The organism is Mesorhizobium qingshengii (genome assembly GCF_900103325.1).
GTDB classification, from domain to species: domain Bacteria; phylum Pseudomonadota; class Alphaproteobacteria; order Rhizobiales; family Rhizobiaceae; genus Mesorhizobium; species Mesorhizobium qingshengii.
In genome coordinates this window covers 210,371-223,367 of the sequence record NZ_FMXM01000010.1, presented here as the reverse complement: position 1 = coordinate 223,367, position 12,997 = coordinate 210,371, and the positions used below count along the sequence as shown (strand labels likewise).

18 protein-coding genes are annotated in these 12,997 nt (G+C 60.5%); 10 read left to right on the top strand and 8 right to left on the bottom strand.

Translation table 11 applies throughout. The features are described from left to right. Positions 1-83 precede the first annotated feature (83 nt). The 4 genes from BLS48_RS18025 to BLS48_RS18010 form a co-directional block, all read right to left on the bottom strand. Positions 84-566: a cupin domain-containing protein gene (locus BLS48_RS18025; protein WP_091579978.1), complete on the bottom strand. Its 483-nt coding sequence runs from the start codon at positions 564-566 to the stop codon at positions 84-86. 193 nt (positions 567-759) lie between these two features. Continuing rightward, entirely contained in the window at positions 760-1,674 is a 915-nt protein-coding gene (locus tag BLS48_RS18020; protein ID WP_091579977.1) for a LysR family transcriptional regulator, read from the bottom strand. A 233-nt stretch (positions 1,675-1,907) separates the two neighbouring features. Continuing rightward, complete coding sequence (locus BLS48_RS18015) at positions 1,908-2,183, bottom strand: hypothetical protein (RefSeq protein ID WP_091579974.1); 276 nt, start codon at positions 2,181-2,183, stop codon at positions 1,908-1,910. Positions 2,184-2,376: 193 nt separating this feature from the next. Beyond that, positions 2,377-2,652 carry a hypothetical protein gene (locus BLS48_RS18010; protein WP_091579971.1) on the bottom strand — a complete coding sequence of 92 codons (276 nt, stop codon included), beginning with the start codon at positions 2,650-2,652 and terminating at the stop codon, positions 2,377-2,379. Positions 2,653-2,773: 121 nt separating this feature from the next. Between BLS48_RS18010 and BLS48_RS18005 the strand changes: the two genes are divergently transcribed. The 6 genes from BLS48_RS18005 to BLS48_RS17980 all read left to right on the top strand — a co-directional run bounded on the left by BLS48_RS18005 (position 2,774) and on the right by BLS48_RS17980 (position 6,925). After that, the gene (locus tag BLS48_RS18005; RefSeq protein ID WP_143019443.1) at positions 2,774-3,745 is read left to right on the top strand and encodes a patatin-like phospholipase family protein; all 972 of its coding nucleotides are present in this window, start codon (positions 2,774-2,776) and stop codon (positions 3,743-3,745) included. Between the two features lie 231 nt (positions 3,746-3,976). Then, complete coding sequence (locus BLS48_RS18000; protein ID WP_091579966.1) at positions 3,977-4,246, top strand: BufA1 family periplasmic bufferin-type metallophore; 270 nt, start codon at positions 3,977-3,979, stop codon at positions 4,244-4,246. Between the two features lie 41 nt (positions 4,247-4,287). Next, positions 4,288-5,319, top strand: a complete 1,032-nt coding sequence (gene bufB, locus BLS48_RS17995) for an MNIO family bufferin maturase (protein WP_091579964.1) — start codon at positions 4,288-4,290, stop codon at positions 5,317-5,319. Further along, on the top strand, positions 5,306-6,091 hold the full coding sequence (locus tag BLS48_RS17990) for an HvfC/BufC N-terminal domain-containing protein (protein ID WP_091579961.1): 786 nt from the start codon (positions 5,306-5,308) through the stop codon (positions 6,089-6,091). Before bufB ends, BLS48_RS17990 begins: the two co-directional genes overlap by 14 nt. 11 nt (positions 6,092-6,102) lie before the next feature. Further along, positions 6,103-6,579, top strand: coding sequence for a DoxX family protein (locus BLS48_RS17985; RefSeq protein ID WP_091580098.1), 477 nt, complete (start codon positions 6,103-6,105; stop codon positions 6,577-6,579). A 25-nt stretch (positions 6,580-6,604) separates the two neighbouring features. After that, on the top strand, positions 6,605-6,925 hold the full coding sequence (locus BLS48_RS17980) for an NAD(P)H-dependent oxidoreductase (RefSeq protein ID WP_091579959.1): 321 nt from the start codon (positions 6,605-6,607) through the stop codon (positions 6,923-6,925). 20 nt (positions 6,926-6,945) lie between these two features. Here the strand turns inward: BLS48_RS17980 and BLS48_RS17975 are convergent, their stop codons facing one another. The 3 genes from BLS48_RS17975 to BLS48_RS17965 all read right to left on the bottom strand — a co-directional run bounded on the left by BLS48_RS17975 (position 6,946) and on the right by BLS48_RS17965 (position 9,795). After that, positions 6,946-7,857, bottom strand: coding sequence for an alpha/beta fold hydrolase (locus BLS48_RS17975; RefSeq protein WP_244529668.1), 912 nt, complete (start codon positions 7,855-7,857; stop codon positions 6,946-6,948). Positions 7,858-8,138: 281 nt separating this feature from the next. Further along, positions 8,139-8,702: a CGNR zinc finger domain-containing protein gene (locus BLS48_RS35960; protein ID WP_208604633.1), complete on the bottom strand. Its 564-nt coding sequence runs from the start codon at positions 8,700-8,702 to the stop codon at positions 8,139-8,141. A 160-nt stretch (positions 8,703-8,862) separates the two neighbouring features. Beyond that, on the bottom strand, positions 8,863-9,795 hold the full coding sequence (locus BLS48_RS17965) for a LysR family transcriptional regulator (protein WP_091579952.1): 933 nt from the start codon (positions 9,793-9,795) through the stop codon (positions 8,863-8,865). 119 nt (positions 9,796-9,914) lie between these two features. Between BLS48_RS17965 and BLS48_RS17960 the strand changes: the two genes are divergently transcribed. From BLS48_RS17960 to BLS48_RS17945, 4 genes are all read left to right on the top strand, one after another. After that, positions 9,915-10,460, top strand: a complete 546-nt coding sequence (locus tag BLS48_RS17960) for a carboxymuconolactone decarboxylase family protein (RefSeq protein WP_091579950.1) — start codon at positions 9,915-9,917, stop codon at positions 10,458-10,460. A gap of 295 nt (positions 10,461-10,755) precedes the next feature. Beyond that, a complete protein-coding gene (locus BLS48_RS17955; protein WP_244529661.1) occupies positions 10,756-11,187 on the top strand; it encodes a DoxX family protein in 432 nt (143 codons plus the stop codon). Beyond that, entirely contained in the window at positions 11,184-11,624 is a 441-nt protein-coding gene (locus BLS48_RS17950; RefSeq protein WP_244529656.1) for a GNAT family N-acetyltransferase, read from the top strand. The genes BLS48_RS17955 and BLS48_RS17950 overlap by 4 nt, the downstream gene beginning before the upstream one ends. Further along, complete coding sequence (locus tag BLS48_RS17945; protein ID WP_091579947.1) at positions 11,621-12,142, top strand: GNAT family N-acetyltransferase; 522 nt, start codon at positions 11,621-11,623, stop codon at positions 12,140-12,142. Before BLS48_RS17950 ends, BLS48_RS17945 begins: the two co-directional genes overlap by 4 nt. A 238-nt stretch (positions 12,143-12,380) precedes the next feature. Here the strand turns inward: BLS48_RS17945 and BLS48_RS17940 are convergent, their stop codons facing one another. Then, positions 12,381-12,995: a TetR/AcrR family transcriptional regulator gene (locus BLS48_RS17940; RefSeq protein WP_091579944.1), complete on the bottom strand. Its 615-nt coding sequence runs from the start codon at positions 12,993-12,995 to the stop codon at positions 12,381-12,383. Positions 12,996-12,997: the final 2 nt, after the last annotated feature.

Sequence of the window (12,997 nt, the reverse complement as noted above, 5' to 3'; positions counted from 1 at the left end):
GTTCCGTGTCACACGTCCCCAGGCGATCGCCTGAGGACGCACTTTCAGTTTCTGATGCTGGACTGCTCACCGCGAAGCGCGGGCTACATCATGTGGTCGTCGTGCATTGCCGGCGGTAGGACGTCGGCCGAATAGAGCACCGCAGGCACCTTGCCGTTGTTCTTCCACCAATGGGCGAGCTGGCCGAACTCGGCGGTGACGTCGCCTGCCGGATGCTCGATGCCGACCTTGCAGGTGCTGCGATATTCGGTGATCGATCCTTCGACGATCAGGATATTGGCCGGGCGAACGTTGTGTTCATGCCACGGCACGACACCGCCGGGCTGAACGACGAGCTTGCGAAGACGCAGCATGTTGCCTTTCCACGCTTCGCCCTTGCTGCTCAGATCGATCGCGGAGAGAACCGTGTCGACAACGCCAACCGGCTTGCTGGGGTGTTCCTGGATGTCGGTCGTTGCCGCCTGACCGGCAGGGCAGTCGCCTGCGAAGGCCGGAGCAGCCGAAAATGCGGCAGTTGCGGCCAGCAGCCCGACTGCAAACGCGAGGTTGAGTTTCTTGGTAGCCATCTTGTATTTCTCCTTTGTCGGTGCCCAAACGCGGGAGGCGGGGCATGGGAAGGAGAGTGATCGGAGCAGCAGGAAAAGAGAAATGCTGACTGGCTCTCAAATCGATACCTGAAAACTATCGTGGATCACTGCAGCTGTGCGAGGGCGCGTGACACTATATGTCTCGCGGCACCGGATTTTCTTCGATTTTGCTTCAGGCCGCGGTCCTGCGGATCGCTTGAGGGATGGCGCTTTCCGGCCAGCCATGCGCCTTGACGCTGTTGACGAAGGCCGATGCCGCTGGCGAGAACCTGCGCCCCGCGACGACGACCAGGGACACTTCCCGCCAGACTTCGGGATCGATGACGGGCCGGACCTGCAAGCCCGGGATCACGGCGCTGAATTCCGGGATGAAGCAGATTCCCAATCCGCCTGAAACCATGTTCTGGATCCAGTCTTCCCGTTCGCTGGCGTAGGAGATCCTGAGCTTCACGCCGCGGTCGGTGCACAGTCCGGCGAGGTGATCGCGATACTCACAGTTGAGCCGCCTGAGATAGTTTTCACCGTCGAGTTCGGAGATGGCGACATTGTCGTTGCGAGCCAGCCGATGGCCGTTCGGAAAGGCCAGGACAAAGCGTTCGCGATAAAGCGGGGTCACATCGAACCGGTCTGGAAAGCTGTTGCTCGACGCCATGATGGCGACGTCGATTTCCCCTGATTCAAGCAGTTGGGACAGCGACGCCGGCACACCCTCGACCAGTTGAAGCTGGATACCCTGCTGACGTCGGTTGAAGTCGGCCAGCAGGCCCGTAAAGCGGCGCGGACCAATGGTGCACATGACGCCAACTTTGAGGTTGGCGTTTTCCAGGCACAAGAACCTCGACGCTTCCTGTCGCACACCGGTCAGCTCTTCTAGTATCTGTTGGAAACGCGGTCGCAGCAGCACGCCCAAGTCGGTCAGATGCGTCAGGTTTCGTTCACGACGAAACAGCAGGCCGCCAACCTCGTCCTCGAGTTGCTGGATGGCGCGCGACAGTGCCGGTTGGGTGACATTGCACTTTTCGCCAGCGCGCGTGAAGTTGCGCGTCTCGCACACGGCAAGGAAGTAGCGGATGTGATGAATGTCCATGCCGATTTGTCCCAAAGTCCGAGGCTTTTCGTTGCTTCGGAGCCTGCCGCAACGCTTGTCTCGGCGCCAATGCACAGCGGCTATAAAGTCGATAGCGGTCCGTCATGGTCACGAGGATCGCGCATTGTGGACATTGTGTGCAGCGTGGCACTGGGACGTCGCCAAGGACATGATGGCGAGCAAGCTGCTCGCCATCACGTTTCTGCCGGTGTTGTCCGGGGCGACGGGGCGGTTTAGTTGGCGCCGCCGAGCGCCTGCAGATTGGCGCAGAATTCGGCGTGCGGCTTGCTCATCGCCGCATCCTGGCATTCCTTCATCATTGCGCCCTGCTTGTCCTTCGCCATCGCGTCCCAGGCGGCCTTGAATTCAGCCTTGGGCTTCATCGTCTTCATGCTGGCGTCTGTGAAGAATGGCTGCATGTTGGACGGCTCGTCCAGCGCGCCGGCGAACGCAACGCCGCCGAGAACGGAAAGTGCAAAGGCGCCGAGGCAGATAGCTTTGATATTCATGGTATGATCCTTCTCTGGAGTTGAGCAATCGTCCCATCGACGACTGCAGTAATTATCGGCAGCAATTTAAAACTTTGCGGTTCCTCCTTGCCGGGATGGACTTTGCTGCAATCGGTGTGGGAGTTGCCAATGCCATCTGCGTATGGAGTTTATGCCGGTTCTGCATCCAGCCCCTGGTGGCCTGGACTTGCGGCTAGTTGGCGCCACCGAGCGCCAGCACGTTTGCGCAGAACGGCGCATATGCCTTGCTCATCGCAGGGTCGTTGCACGCCTTCCTCATTGCAGCCCGATCTTTCTTTGGCGTGGCACGCCAGGCCTTCTTGAACTCGGCCATCGGCTTCATCGTTTTCATCCCGGGATCTGCGTAGAACGACGGGAAAGATGCCAGATTGCTTAGGGGGTCGGCGGATGCGCCTCCTACAAGAAAGCCGAGAGCAATCGCCCCCAGATACAAGGTTCGTATTCTCATGGTGCGTTCCTTTGTCTGTTGAAGGATTGCCCAGACGACAGTCATGGTGGCTGGTCACAGCGACCAACCACGTGGTTCACCTGGCTGGCAAAACCTTGCGGCGCACACGCGATAGCGGCCAATGCAATCTGCCTATGGAGTTCATGCCACCTTGGCATTTCGCCAACAGTGGATGATGCGGCAGTCTCTTCATCAAACGCCTGGCTGGCGTTTTGGGATGGAGACCAAGAAGATGCAGATCCAGACCGCAATCGAAACCGAAAGACCCGTCATTGCCGACGCAAGACCTGCGATGGACGACCGGCAAATCGTCGATATTGTCCTGGCAAGCGACGCACACGGCGCGTTCGTTTGGGGCGTGCTCGACCGTATGCTGGATGAGCCCGGCCTCAGCTTCGGCAACATCACAGCGTCCGGGTTCGGCGCGATGGAGGCAGCGGTTCTGGCCTATGGCATGGCCCTGGGTGGGCGGCGTGGCGCGCGCACGGCGCTCGCCAATTTCTGGCGACGTGTCAGTCACGCATCAATGTTTGCAGCCGATACAGCCAGTCTCCTAAGATCGATACTGGAACAGTCAATAGACATTGCGGAGATCCGCAAGAAAACCTGCCCTGTGAAACTCAGCATCCTTGTTTCGAATGCGCGCACCGATGCTGTCAAGATTTTCACCGGCGATCAATTGTCGATCGAAGCGGTCCTGGCGGCGGCGACAATCCCGTTCCTCTTCCCGGCCGTGGAGATCGACGGCGACACCTATTGGGGCGACGGCGACCTTTCGGCTTTGCCTCCGGCCCAGCCGGTTGAAGCTGCCCATCGGCTGGCCGTCACCGGCAAGCCCGCATTGTTCATGACGCCGTGCGCGGATCGCCGCCTCCCCGCCAGTCATCGTGCGATCAAGTGCACGCCGATCCACACCATCTTCGACAGCCTGCACCGGGCCGGCGCTTCGCTGTTCACCAGGCCCTGGACCGACTGGGGTGAACTGACCGACATGCGCGACAGAGGGCGGCAACGGGCAGCGGACTGGCTTCTGACCGATCATCTCTGCCTGGACGAACGCTCCTCCGCCGACTGCAAAAACAGATACTTCTAGGCGCCTCCCTCCCGCCTAGCCGCGCCTGCTTCGCCACGCTCACGACTGCAGGCGCCAAGCCCTCCGGTTCCCCGCCGGAGCGCTTTTGCTTGGGAGGGGCTTCAACATAGTGACCGCGTATCAAATCCATGCCGAGACAGCATTTCAGCTCGGGCGTCTGATCAGGGACACTGCTTGCAGACAGGCCGCAAGGTCAGTCTTTCCTTCGAAACCTAACCAGGAGACACGCCCGTGATCAACACCAGAACCCTCATCGGATCGGCCCTCGCGGCCGCCACTTCGCTGGCCGCGACAGCGGCCTATAGCGGCCCGGCCGCCCAGCCCAACTTCGCCTTCGAGAAGTGCTACGGCGTCGTCAAGGCTGGCCAGAACGACTGCCAGACCGCGACGCATTCATGCGCCGGCACCTCCACCGCCGACAACCAGCCGGATTCGTGGCTCTACGTGCCCGCAGGCAGCTGCGCGAAGATCGCCGGCGGCAGCGACAAGCCGAAAGCCTGAGCAATCCTGACTTCGAGCCAACCGCTAGATGGAGCAGACCGATGACCCGTGCGTTTCAGTCCCTCGCGATTCCAGCTACCGCTGGCATTGGTCTTCGCTCGCCGCATATCAAGGAAATGCTCTCGCGGCGGCCTTCCGCAGGTTGGCTCGAAGTTCATGCCGAGAACTACATGGGGGACGGCGCCGGCGTCGATGCGTTGGAAAAGCTGCGCGAAACCTACCCACTGTCGGTTCACGGCGTTGGCCTGTCCCTTGGCAGTGCAAGAGGCGTGGATCACGACCATCTCCAAAGGCTGCGCAAAGTCTGCGAGCGCTTCCAGCCGGATCTGGTTTCGGAGCATCTCGCCTGGAGCGTCGCTGACGGCGCCTACCTGAACGATCTGCTGCCGCTGCGTTACGATGAGGAGGCATTGGCGATCGTCGCGCGCAATGTCGAGACTGTCCAGGACACGCTGAAGCGCCGTGTGCTGATCGAAAATCTCTCCGCCTATATCGCCTTTGCGGACTCCTCGATGAACGAGGCAGAATTCCTGGCCGAACTCGTCGAACGGACCGGCTGTGGCTTGCTGCTGGATGTCAACAATGTCCAGGTCTCCGCGCACAACCTCCAATATGATGCAGAAGCCTTCATCGACACGTTGCCAGGTGATTCCATTGGCGAAATCCACCTTGCCGGACATGCCACCAATCAGGTCGGAGCCGACACCGTGCTCATCGACGATCATGGCTCACGCGTGCCACCAGTCGTCTGGACGCTCTACCAGCATGCCATAAGCCGGCTCGGACCGCGCCCTACCCTGATCGAATGGGACACCGATGTTCCGGTTCTCGATGTGCTGCTCGGCGAAGCGATGTGGGCCGACATGCTCTCAGCTTCGATCATGTTCAACCGCAAGCAGGCCGCGAGACAAACGGCGGCAGCCAGGCCCCGGCCGAAGCCCCCACTGGTTTCCTTCGAAAACGAGGCGGGCACAGGCATGCCGGTGCTTGCGGCATTTGCCGCCGCCAAGGCTGGTCCGGCCATGCCATTAGCGTTGCCTCCAATACAGGGAGAATATCATGCTGCCGCTTGAACTCCTGCAGACCAGCATGGCGCGCTCGGTGCTGGCCATCGAGCCATTGGTCGCCGCAAAAATGTTGACCGCCGGCAAGGCCGATCCTTTGGCCCGCCTGCGTATCTATCAGAACAACACTCGCAGTTCGCTCACTGCGGTGCTGATGGCGGTGTTCCCCGTCACGGTTCGCCTTGTCGACGAACGATTCTTCCGTTTCGTGGCCAGCGAGTTCATTCGACGGCATCCGCCGGCGGAGTCGCGGCTGGCACGGTATGGCGCCGGCTTCCCGCGCTTCCTGAAGACGATCGACACGCTTTCCGACATGCCGATCGTGGCCGAAACGGCACGTCTCGAATGGACCATTGCCGAAGCGCTCGACGCGGCTTGCCTGCCGCCGCGGATCCTCGCTGAATATGACAGCACCAATCTCGGACCTTCGCCCGATATCCTGCTGCAGCCATCGCTGCGGCTGATCGTTTCGCACTGGTCGATCCTGTCCGTTTGGACGGCGCACCAGCAAGAGGCGGCGATCGACCAGCACAGTGCCTGGACAAGGCGCCCTCAACGCGTGGCGTTGTGGCGGGCCGGGGACAGCGTTCGTCTGGTTCTTCTCGACCGTGCCAATTTCGCCTTCCGGCATTCACTCAAGCACGGCCTCGGCCTGGAACACGCCACAGGCCGTGCCCTCGCTCTCGATCCGGCGTTCGATCTCCTGGCCGCGCTCGTGCGTCTGTTCGGCGACGGGCTCGTTACGGATGTGCGGATCCCGAGGCATCCCCTCTCAAACTGATGGAGACAGTCATGACCGCGATACCAGAATATTCCTCGTCCGCCCGGGCAGGCCTTGTCGGCCTCTACAGGCGCGTCATCAAGCTACCCGAACGCATTCCGTTTTCACTGATCCAGTTCGCCGCTCGCATCGCGATATCGCATGTCTTCTGGCAGTCCGCGCAGACGAAGCTGGCATCCTGGCCAGTGACGCTGCAGCTGTTTGCCAACGAATACAATCTGCCCTTCATCGATCCGTCGATCGCGGCGCCGCTGGCTACGACCGCCGAAATCACGGGGTCGGTCCTGCTTTTCCTGGGGCTTTTCTCTCGCCTCGCCGCGCTGATGCTGCTCGGTGTCGTATCGGTAATCCAGATCTTCGTTTTTCCGGAGAACTGGGCCGAGCATCTGCTGTGGGCCTCGCTGCTGCTGCTCGTGCTGACCCGGGGCGCCGGCGTCTTCTCGCTCGACTATGTCGCCGAGCGGACCTTTTCGGCGTCTGGAAAATGAACATCTCGACCAGTAGGAAAGCACGGTGCGCATTTTCATCGTTCATGCCCACCCGGAGCCCAATAGCTTCAACGGCGCCCTAACCCGCGCGGCGCAGGATGCACCATCAGCGGCGGGGCACGAGGTCGTTATCTCCGATCTCTATGCCATGAGTTTCAATCCGGTATCAGATCGGCGCAACTTCACGACCATTCGAGACGCGAACTACTATCGCCAGTCCCGCTCTTATGCGTCAAACCATCCTGGGGCCGGCTGGCCGGGACGCCCGCGGCTCCGCTTTTGGGCGCGGCGCTCCGACAAATGCATCGGAGCGCCCCTTATTTCGGGAACCGCCAACAGGACATGACGGTACCCCTGCGAAGTCGATCAATTGATCTTTGGCAATCGCGACAGGAACTCAAGCGAGGTCGCGGCGATCTCGTCACCATAGGTTTCGAGCGCGAAATGGCCGGCGTCGTAAAGATGGACCTCTGCACCCGGGACCAGCCCCTTGAGATAGTCCACGCCCTTCAGCGTGAAATACGGGTCGTTCCTGCCCCAGACGATGAGGAGTGGCGGCTGTGCCGATTTCAGAAACTTACCCCACTCAGGATAGAGGGCGACGTTGGTCTGGTAGTCGTGGAAATACTGGAGTTGGATGTCGACATTGCCCGGCCGGTCGAGGCCCGCCTGATCGACGGTCCAAGCATCTGGCGACAGTTTGTCCGGTCGCGTGGTGCCGTGCGTGTATTCGAATTTCGTGGCGTCAGGGGTGAGAATGTCGCGGATTGGCTTTTCCGTCTCTGCGTTGCGTTCCACCCAAAAAGGCGAAAGCTGCTTCACCACGTCAGGGTTCCAGCCTTCGACGTTTGCCACTGCGTTCTGTATGATCAGGCCACGCAGACGCTCCGGATGCTTGACTGCCAGGCGGAAGCCGACGGGGCCACCATAGTCCTGCATGAAGAGCACATAGTTCTTAGCTCCGACAGTCTGGGTAAAGTGGTCGACGATGTCGGTCACCGCACCAAACGTATAGGCGAAATGGTCAAGTGTTGGCGCTGAACTATAGCCAAAACCTGGATAGTCCGGCGCGATGACCCGGTAGTGTGCCGCGAGCCTGGGGATCAGGTTGCGATACATGTGCGAGGAAGAGGGAAAACCGTGCAGCAGCAAGACGACTGGCGCGTCCTTTGGCCCGGCCTCGCGATAGAAGATGTCGAGCCCATCCACCTTCACCGTCTTCGAAAGTGTCTCGACGTTGGCCGCTTGGCCCGCAAAGACGGATGGAATCGAAGCCACAGCAGCGAGTAGCGCCCCGATCAAGCCGCCGCGCCAGGAGCGGGAAAGGGCGGAACTGCCCGGGAGAGATGACGTCTGGAACATGTTGCGAACCTTGTAACCGTTAATTTCACGTTTTAATGGTTTCGAACTTATCGAAACCTGTCAACGGTATTTTTAATGGTTACAGAAGGAGACGCCTCACGATACCGTGACGCGGCACCCGGTGCGCGATTGCCCGTTTGTTTCTCGGATGGCTCTGACGGAGCCAGCTCACAGCTCAATGGGAGTCGATTGGGTGCCTAGTCGCAGACGAGCTTCCTCGCGCGGTGCGTCTTGACCTTGTGGCGGTTGCCACACAGGGCCATGGAACACCAGCGCCGGGTCGCGTTGCGGGCGGTGTCGTAGAAAGCCAGCGTGCAGTCCGGCCCGCTGCAGTGACGCAGGCGATGTGGTTCGAAATCAGCGGCAAAGTCGGCAAAATCCTGCGCGATAGCCGCCAGGACATCATTGCCACCCGTGGTCGCGGCACCGATGACCAGCACGCCGTCGCGAATCTGGAGTTGCTTGCGGACCGCAACCTCTCCCAGATGCCGGTTGACGGCGTCGATGGCTTGCTGGGGCGGTCTGGTTTGCCGGATCAGATGCGCCAACAGGGTCGCCAGGGCCGTGCGCAGGTCACGCGCCGGTCCGACGTCCGGCACTTCCCCTGTTGCCGCTGGCGGCAAGTCCGCGGCCGCAATCCAACGGCGCCACCCGTCGGGCGTTTCGAGGAAATCGCCCATTGTTGCGGTCGCCGAATTGACGAAGTCGATCCAGAGCCTGCCTCCAACGAAGGGCATTCCGTCCCGCAGCTCGCCGGTCACTTGCACACCCATCTTCGGCTCTTTTCCAATCATTTCAGCAATGGCAATTGTAACCCTTTAATAGGCGTTAGAATGGTGTCGAACAAGGCCACGCTGGACTTATCAGCCACGTCCGCGGTTCGAACGCGGAGCTTTCACCCCAAGGCGATTACCTTGTGCATCAATGACGGATTGGCCATCCGTCATGCTTCGGCGGCAGAAGGGCTTTGCGCAAACGCGGGGCCACAAAATCAAGAAAGGATCGCATCTTGAGGGGCAAAAGCCCCTGACCTGCATGGAGAAGGCTGACCGGCATGGGTTCCGGCTCGAACTCTTCAAGAACGGCCACCAGCTTTCCTTGCTCGATCGCCTTTGCCGCTTGATAGGAGAGAACCCTGGTGACGCCTACACCTGCCACGGCCGCGTCGATCGCGGCTTCCGCGGTATTCACTGAAAGGCGTGAGCGGATGGCTACGGTCTGGTCAGCATTCGAGCCTGGCGTGGCAAAACTCCAGGATGTGGCGGACGCCAGGACATCGAAGGTGACGCAAGAGACCGCGGAAAGATCGGCCGGCGCCGTCGGCACGCCATGGTCAGCAAAGTAGGCCGGACTGCCGCAGACAACACGACGCACGGATCCTACCCGCGTCGCCACCATGCTGCTGTCTGGCAAAGGGCCAATTCGAACCGCCATATCGACATGGTCGTCGATGAGATTCACATTGCGGTCTGACAGCACCAACCGAACGTTGATGTCGGGAAAGTACGACAGGAAATCATTTATCGCCGGTAGCACATGCAGTCGTCCGAATACGACGGGAGCCGTAATGATCAGATCGCCCTTTGGCGCGTTGTATTCGCCGGATGCGGCTCGCTCCGCCTCGCCCACCTGCTCCAGGATTCGCTTGCAGGCGGCGACATAGGCGGCTCCGCTGTCGGTCAGGACAAGTCGGCGTGTCGATCGGACGAGCAAGCGGGTGTGGAGATAGGCCTCCAACTCCGCGACCTTGCGGCTGATGGTTGGAAGGGGTGTTCCGAGTTTGCGCCCTGCCGCCGACAGACTGCCGGTTTCGACGGCGGCAATCAAAATTGACATGGCTTCGAGACGGTCCACGAGTCATCACCTTCCGAATATTGAGAGGTTATATCTTATAAGTATCCGATACTCTCGCCATTTGGAAGATAATAGACAGCTCCCTGTCGCACCGACATCATCGAACAGGAGAGATATGAATGTCCCGCATCGCCATCCCAACCCGCGAAGCAGCGCCGGTCGCCTCGCAACCCATTCTCGACGCCGTGAACAAGCAGCTTGGCGTCGTTCCCGGCCTCTTCCGCCTCGTTTCGATAAGCCCTGCAGCTCTGGCGGGCATGACCAGCTTGTCCGGTGCTCTCACCAGAGCATTGGACGTAAAGACCCGCGAGCGCATTGCATTGGCCGTTGCCCAAGTGAACGGCTGCGATTACTGCCTGTCTGCTCATACCTATCTCGGCCTCAACCTGGCAAAGATCAGCGCCGAGGAGATCGCGCTCAACCGCAAGGGCGCGTCGGGCGATGCGAAGGCTGACGCGGCGGTGCGTTTCGCGGCCAGGGTGGCGGAGACCCGCGGCAAGGTAAAGGACGCCGACATTGCCGCCGTGAAACTGGCTGGCTTCACCGAGGCTCAAGTCATCGAGATTGTCGCCGTCGTGGCCGAAAACTTCCTGACCAACCTCATCAACAATGTTGCCGAGACCGATATCGACTTTCCCGTCGTTCGCGCCGCCGAAGCCGCCTGATCGGCCGCGCTTCCACCGCTACGCCCGGTCTACCGCGTGAGGTTGGCCGGGCGATTTCGGTTCTGCTCTCGCCGAGCCATCCCCAAGCGGCGGTAACGTTGCCGTGAGGTCGTAACGGGCAGTCACAATGGACGAATAACAGACTGTCGCTCGGTCCGTCATGTCGGGCTTTTTCAGGTGGTGCCCAACTTCAGGCACACCGCACAAAGAAGAGGGTATGCCGGCAATGCATTTCCGTAGACTTGTCTGGAGAACCACACTCTCCTCATCCAGCGCTGCCGCCGGATGGGCGCCATTGCCGATAAGGTTGATCGTGGGCTTTGGCTTTCTGGCCCATGGTTACGCCAAACTCAGCAGGGGACCGGAAAGCTTTGGCGTCGTGCTTCAGACGCTGGGAGTGCCCGAGCCACAATTGCTGGCATGGCTGACGACGCTGGTTGAACTCGTCGGCGGCGGTGCCGTACTGGCGGGCGTATTTATTCCGCTCGTCAGCGTGCCGATGGCGATCGTGCTTTTGACGGCATTGTTCACGGTCCATTCCCAATATGGATTCTTCTCGGTGAAGTTTGCCGAAGTGACGTCGGCAGGAATCCGATTCGGGCCCGTCGGCTACGAGATCATCCTGCTTTACCTGGCCGGCCTTGCAACGCTTGCGGTCGGCGGTCCTGGCCGTTTATCGCTTGAGACGGTCTTGCCTCGACCCAAGGGAATCGAGCGATCGAGATGACTACCCTTGCCCAACCCAAGCACGATCTTTCGGCGATTGAAATCGACGCCATCGAAGACAGGATCTACGCCTACAACCGGGATGCGGTAGGGCGCGATGACGCCCAGGGCCTTGGCTTTGTGATCCGCGACGAGGTGGGACGCATCGTCGGCGTTGCGACAGGATATTCCTGGGCGGGCACATCCGAACTCAAACAGATGTGGATCGATGAGGCGTATCGGGGACGCGGCTATGCGCGAGAGTTGTTGAACGCCTTCGCCGCCGAGGCTGCCATTCGAGGCGTTCGGCGGATTTGGGTGCAGAGCCATGACTTCCAGGCGCCAGGAATGTATGAAAAAGCGGGTTTCGTGCGTGTAGCCGAATTTGCGGATTGGCCCGAGGGACACTCCAACGTCATTCTCTGCAGAACCTTGGAAGCCACGACGGCAACTCCATGACCACCATTCGAATGGCGCAAGAAGGTGACGCGGAAGCACTACCCGATATCGAACAGTCGGCTGGTGAGGCTTACCGTGAAATTGCAGAGCTTGCCTGGATCACCGATGACGACAACCAGACCGTCGAGCGCCATTGTGAACTCATCGCCAAGGGCAAGTGCTGGGTTGCGGTGGAGCACGACGACCAGCCGGTCGCGTTCCTTAGCGCGGAGATCCACGACGACACATTACACATCTGGGAACTTGCCGTGCGCCTTGATCGCCAGCGCTCGGGTATCGGACGCGCCTTGCTCGATAAAGCAATCGCGGATGCGAGGGAGCGCCGCCTTGCCGCGCTCACCCTGACGACGTTCCGGGATGTCATCTGGAACGCTCCGTTCTACCACAAGCTGGGGTTTCTGATGCTGGACGATGCGCAAGCAGGAGAGCGGCTTCGCCAAGTGCTACGTCGAGAGGTCGAACACGGAATGCCAGCAAGCCGACGTTGCGCCATGCGCCTCGTTCTGAACCAAGAATAAGAAAGCGACCGCGGCAATCGGCCGGCAAAATCGAAGTGGTGGAAACACAGGTCAACACTTTCGATTTTCTGTTTTGGGCTGCTCCTGCCAATGCTGGGGTCACGCAATCTGTCCGGAGCCGAACTTGTGACCGCACGACGCAGCCAAGCGATGCCCGGATAGAGCAGGCAATTCCCATCACTGCCAAGACGTGGGTCAGGCCGCTTCCCAGGCATTCACCGCTGTCGCGTGGAATGTGTCAGGCCAATTGTGCCTCGACACGGTCGATGGCCATGTCGAGGGCGAGTTCGAGGGCACGAGTGGAACGGGTGGTCTGGGCGAGCAGCAGGCCGCCCTGCAGCGCCGCCAGCACCACGGTGGCAAGTTCGGTCAGGTCGCAGTCCCGGCTCGTTCCCGATCGCACTTGTATTGCCCTGAACCCCGCCACCAGAAGCGCTTCCCACCGTGCGAAGCTTTCAGCGAGCAGTTCGCGAGGGCGCGGTGACTCGGCTAGTTCGGAAACCAACGAACCGAGCGGACAGCCACCCGCGCAGTCGGTCTGCCGAGACAACTCGACCACTGCATCCCGCCAGCGGCGCAATCCCGCCAATGAGTGCAACTTGCGCAGATGAGACTCGTGCGTTGCGAGAACACACTCGGTCTGACGCTGGATGACCGCGAGCACGAGATCGTCCTTATCCGCGAAGTAGTGATAGAGTTGCGACTTGCTGGTGTCACTTGCCGCCAGCACCGCGTCGAGGCTGGTGTTGGCGACACCGTGGGCACGCACCAGTTCGGTCGCTGCCTCGACGATGCGAGCGCGCGTCGCTTTCCCCCGTGCGGTCAGAGGCTGTCCGATTTCGATGCTTGCCATGA

Excerpts from the sequence above, each read along its gene's own strand:
- BLS48_RS17945 (WP_091579947.1), top strand. The coding sequence starts at position 11,621 with ATGACCACCATTCGAATGGCGCAAGAAGGTGACGCGGAAGCACTACCC.
- BLS48_RS17985 (WP_091580098.1), top strand. The coding sequence starts at position 6,103 with ATGACCGCGATACCAGAATATTCCTCGTCCGCCCGGGCAGGCCTTGTC.
- BLS48_RS18010 (WP_091579971.1), bottom strand. The coding sequence starts at position 2,652 with ATGAGAATACGAACCTTGTATCTGGGGGCGATTGCTCTCGGCTTTCTT.
- BLS48_RS17950 (WP_244529656.1), top strand. The coding sequence starts at position 11,184 with ATGACTACCCTTGCCCAACCCAAGCACGATCTTTCGGCGATTGAAATC.
- BLS48_RS17960 (WP_091579950.1), top strand. The coding sequence starts at position 9,915 with ATGTCCCGCATCGCCATCCCAACCCGCGAAGCAGCGCCGGTCGCCTCG.
- BLS48_RS17990 (WP_091579961.1), top strand. The coding sequence starts at position 5,306 with ATGCTGCCGCTTGAACTCCTGCAGACCAGCATGGCGCGCTCGGTGCTG.
- BLS48_RS17940 (WP_091579944.1), bottom strand. The coding sequence starts at position 12,995 with ATGGCAAGCATCGAAATCGGACAGCCTCTGACCGCACGGGGGAAAGCG.
- BLS48_RS18005 (WP_143019443.1), top strand. The coding sequence starts at position 2,774 with ATGCAATCTGCCTATGGAGTTCATGCCACCTTGGCATTTCGCCAACAG.
- BLS48_RS18020 (WP_091579977.1), bottom strand. The coding sequence starts at position 1,674 with ATGGACATTCATCACATCCGCTACTTCCTTGCCGTGTGCGAGACGCGC.
- bufB (WP_091579964.1), top strand. The coding sequence starts at position 4,288 with ATGACCCGTGCGTTTCAGTCCCTCGCGATTCCAGCTACCGCTGGCATT.
- BLS48_RS18025 (WP_091579978.1), bottom strand. The coding sequence starts at position 566 with ATGGCTACCAAGAAACTCAACCTCGCGTTTGCAGTCGGGCTGCTGGCC.
- BLS48_RS18015 (WP_091579974.1), bottom strand. The coding sequence starts at position 2,183 with ATGAATATCAAAGCTATCTGCCTCGGCGCCTTTGCACTTTCCGTTCTC.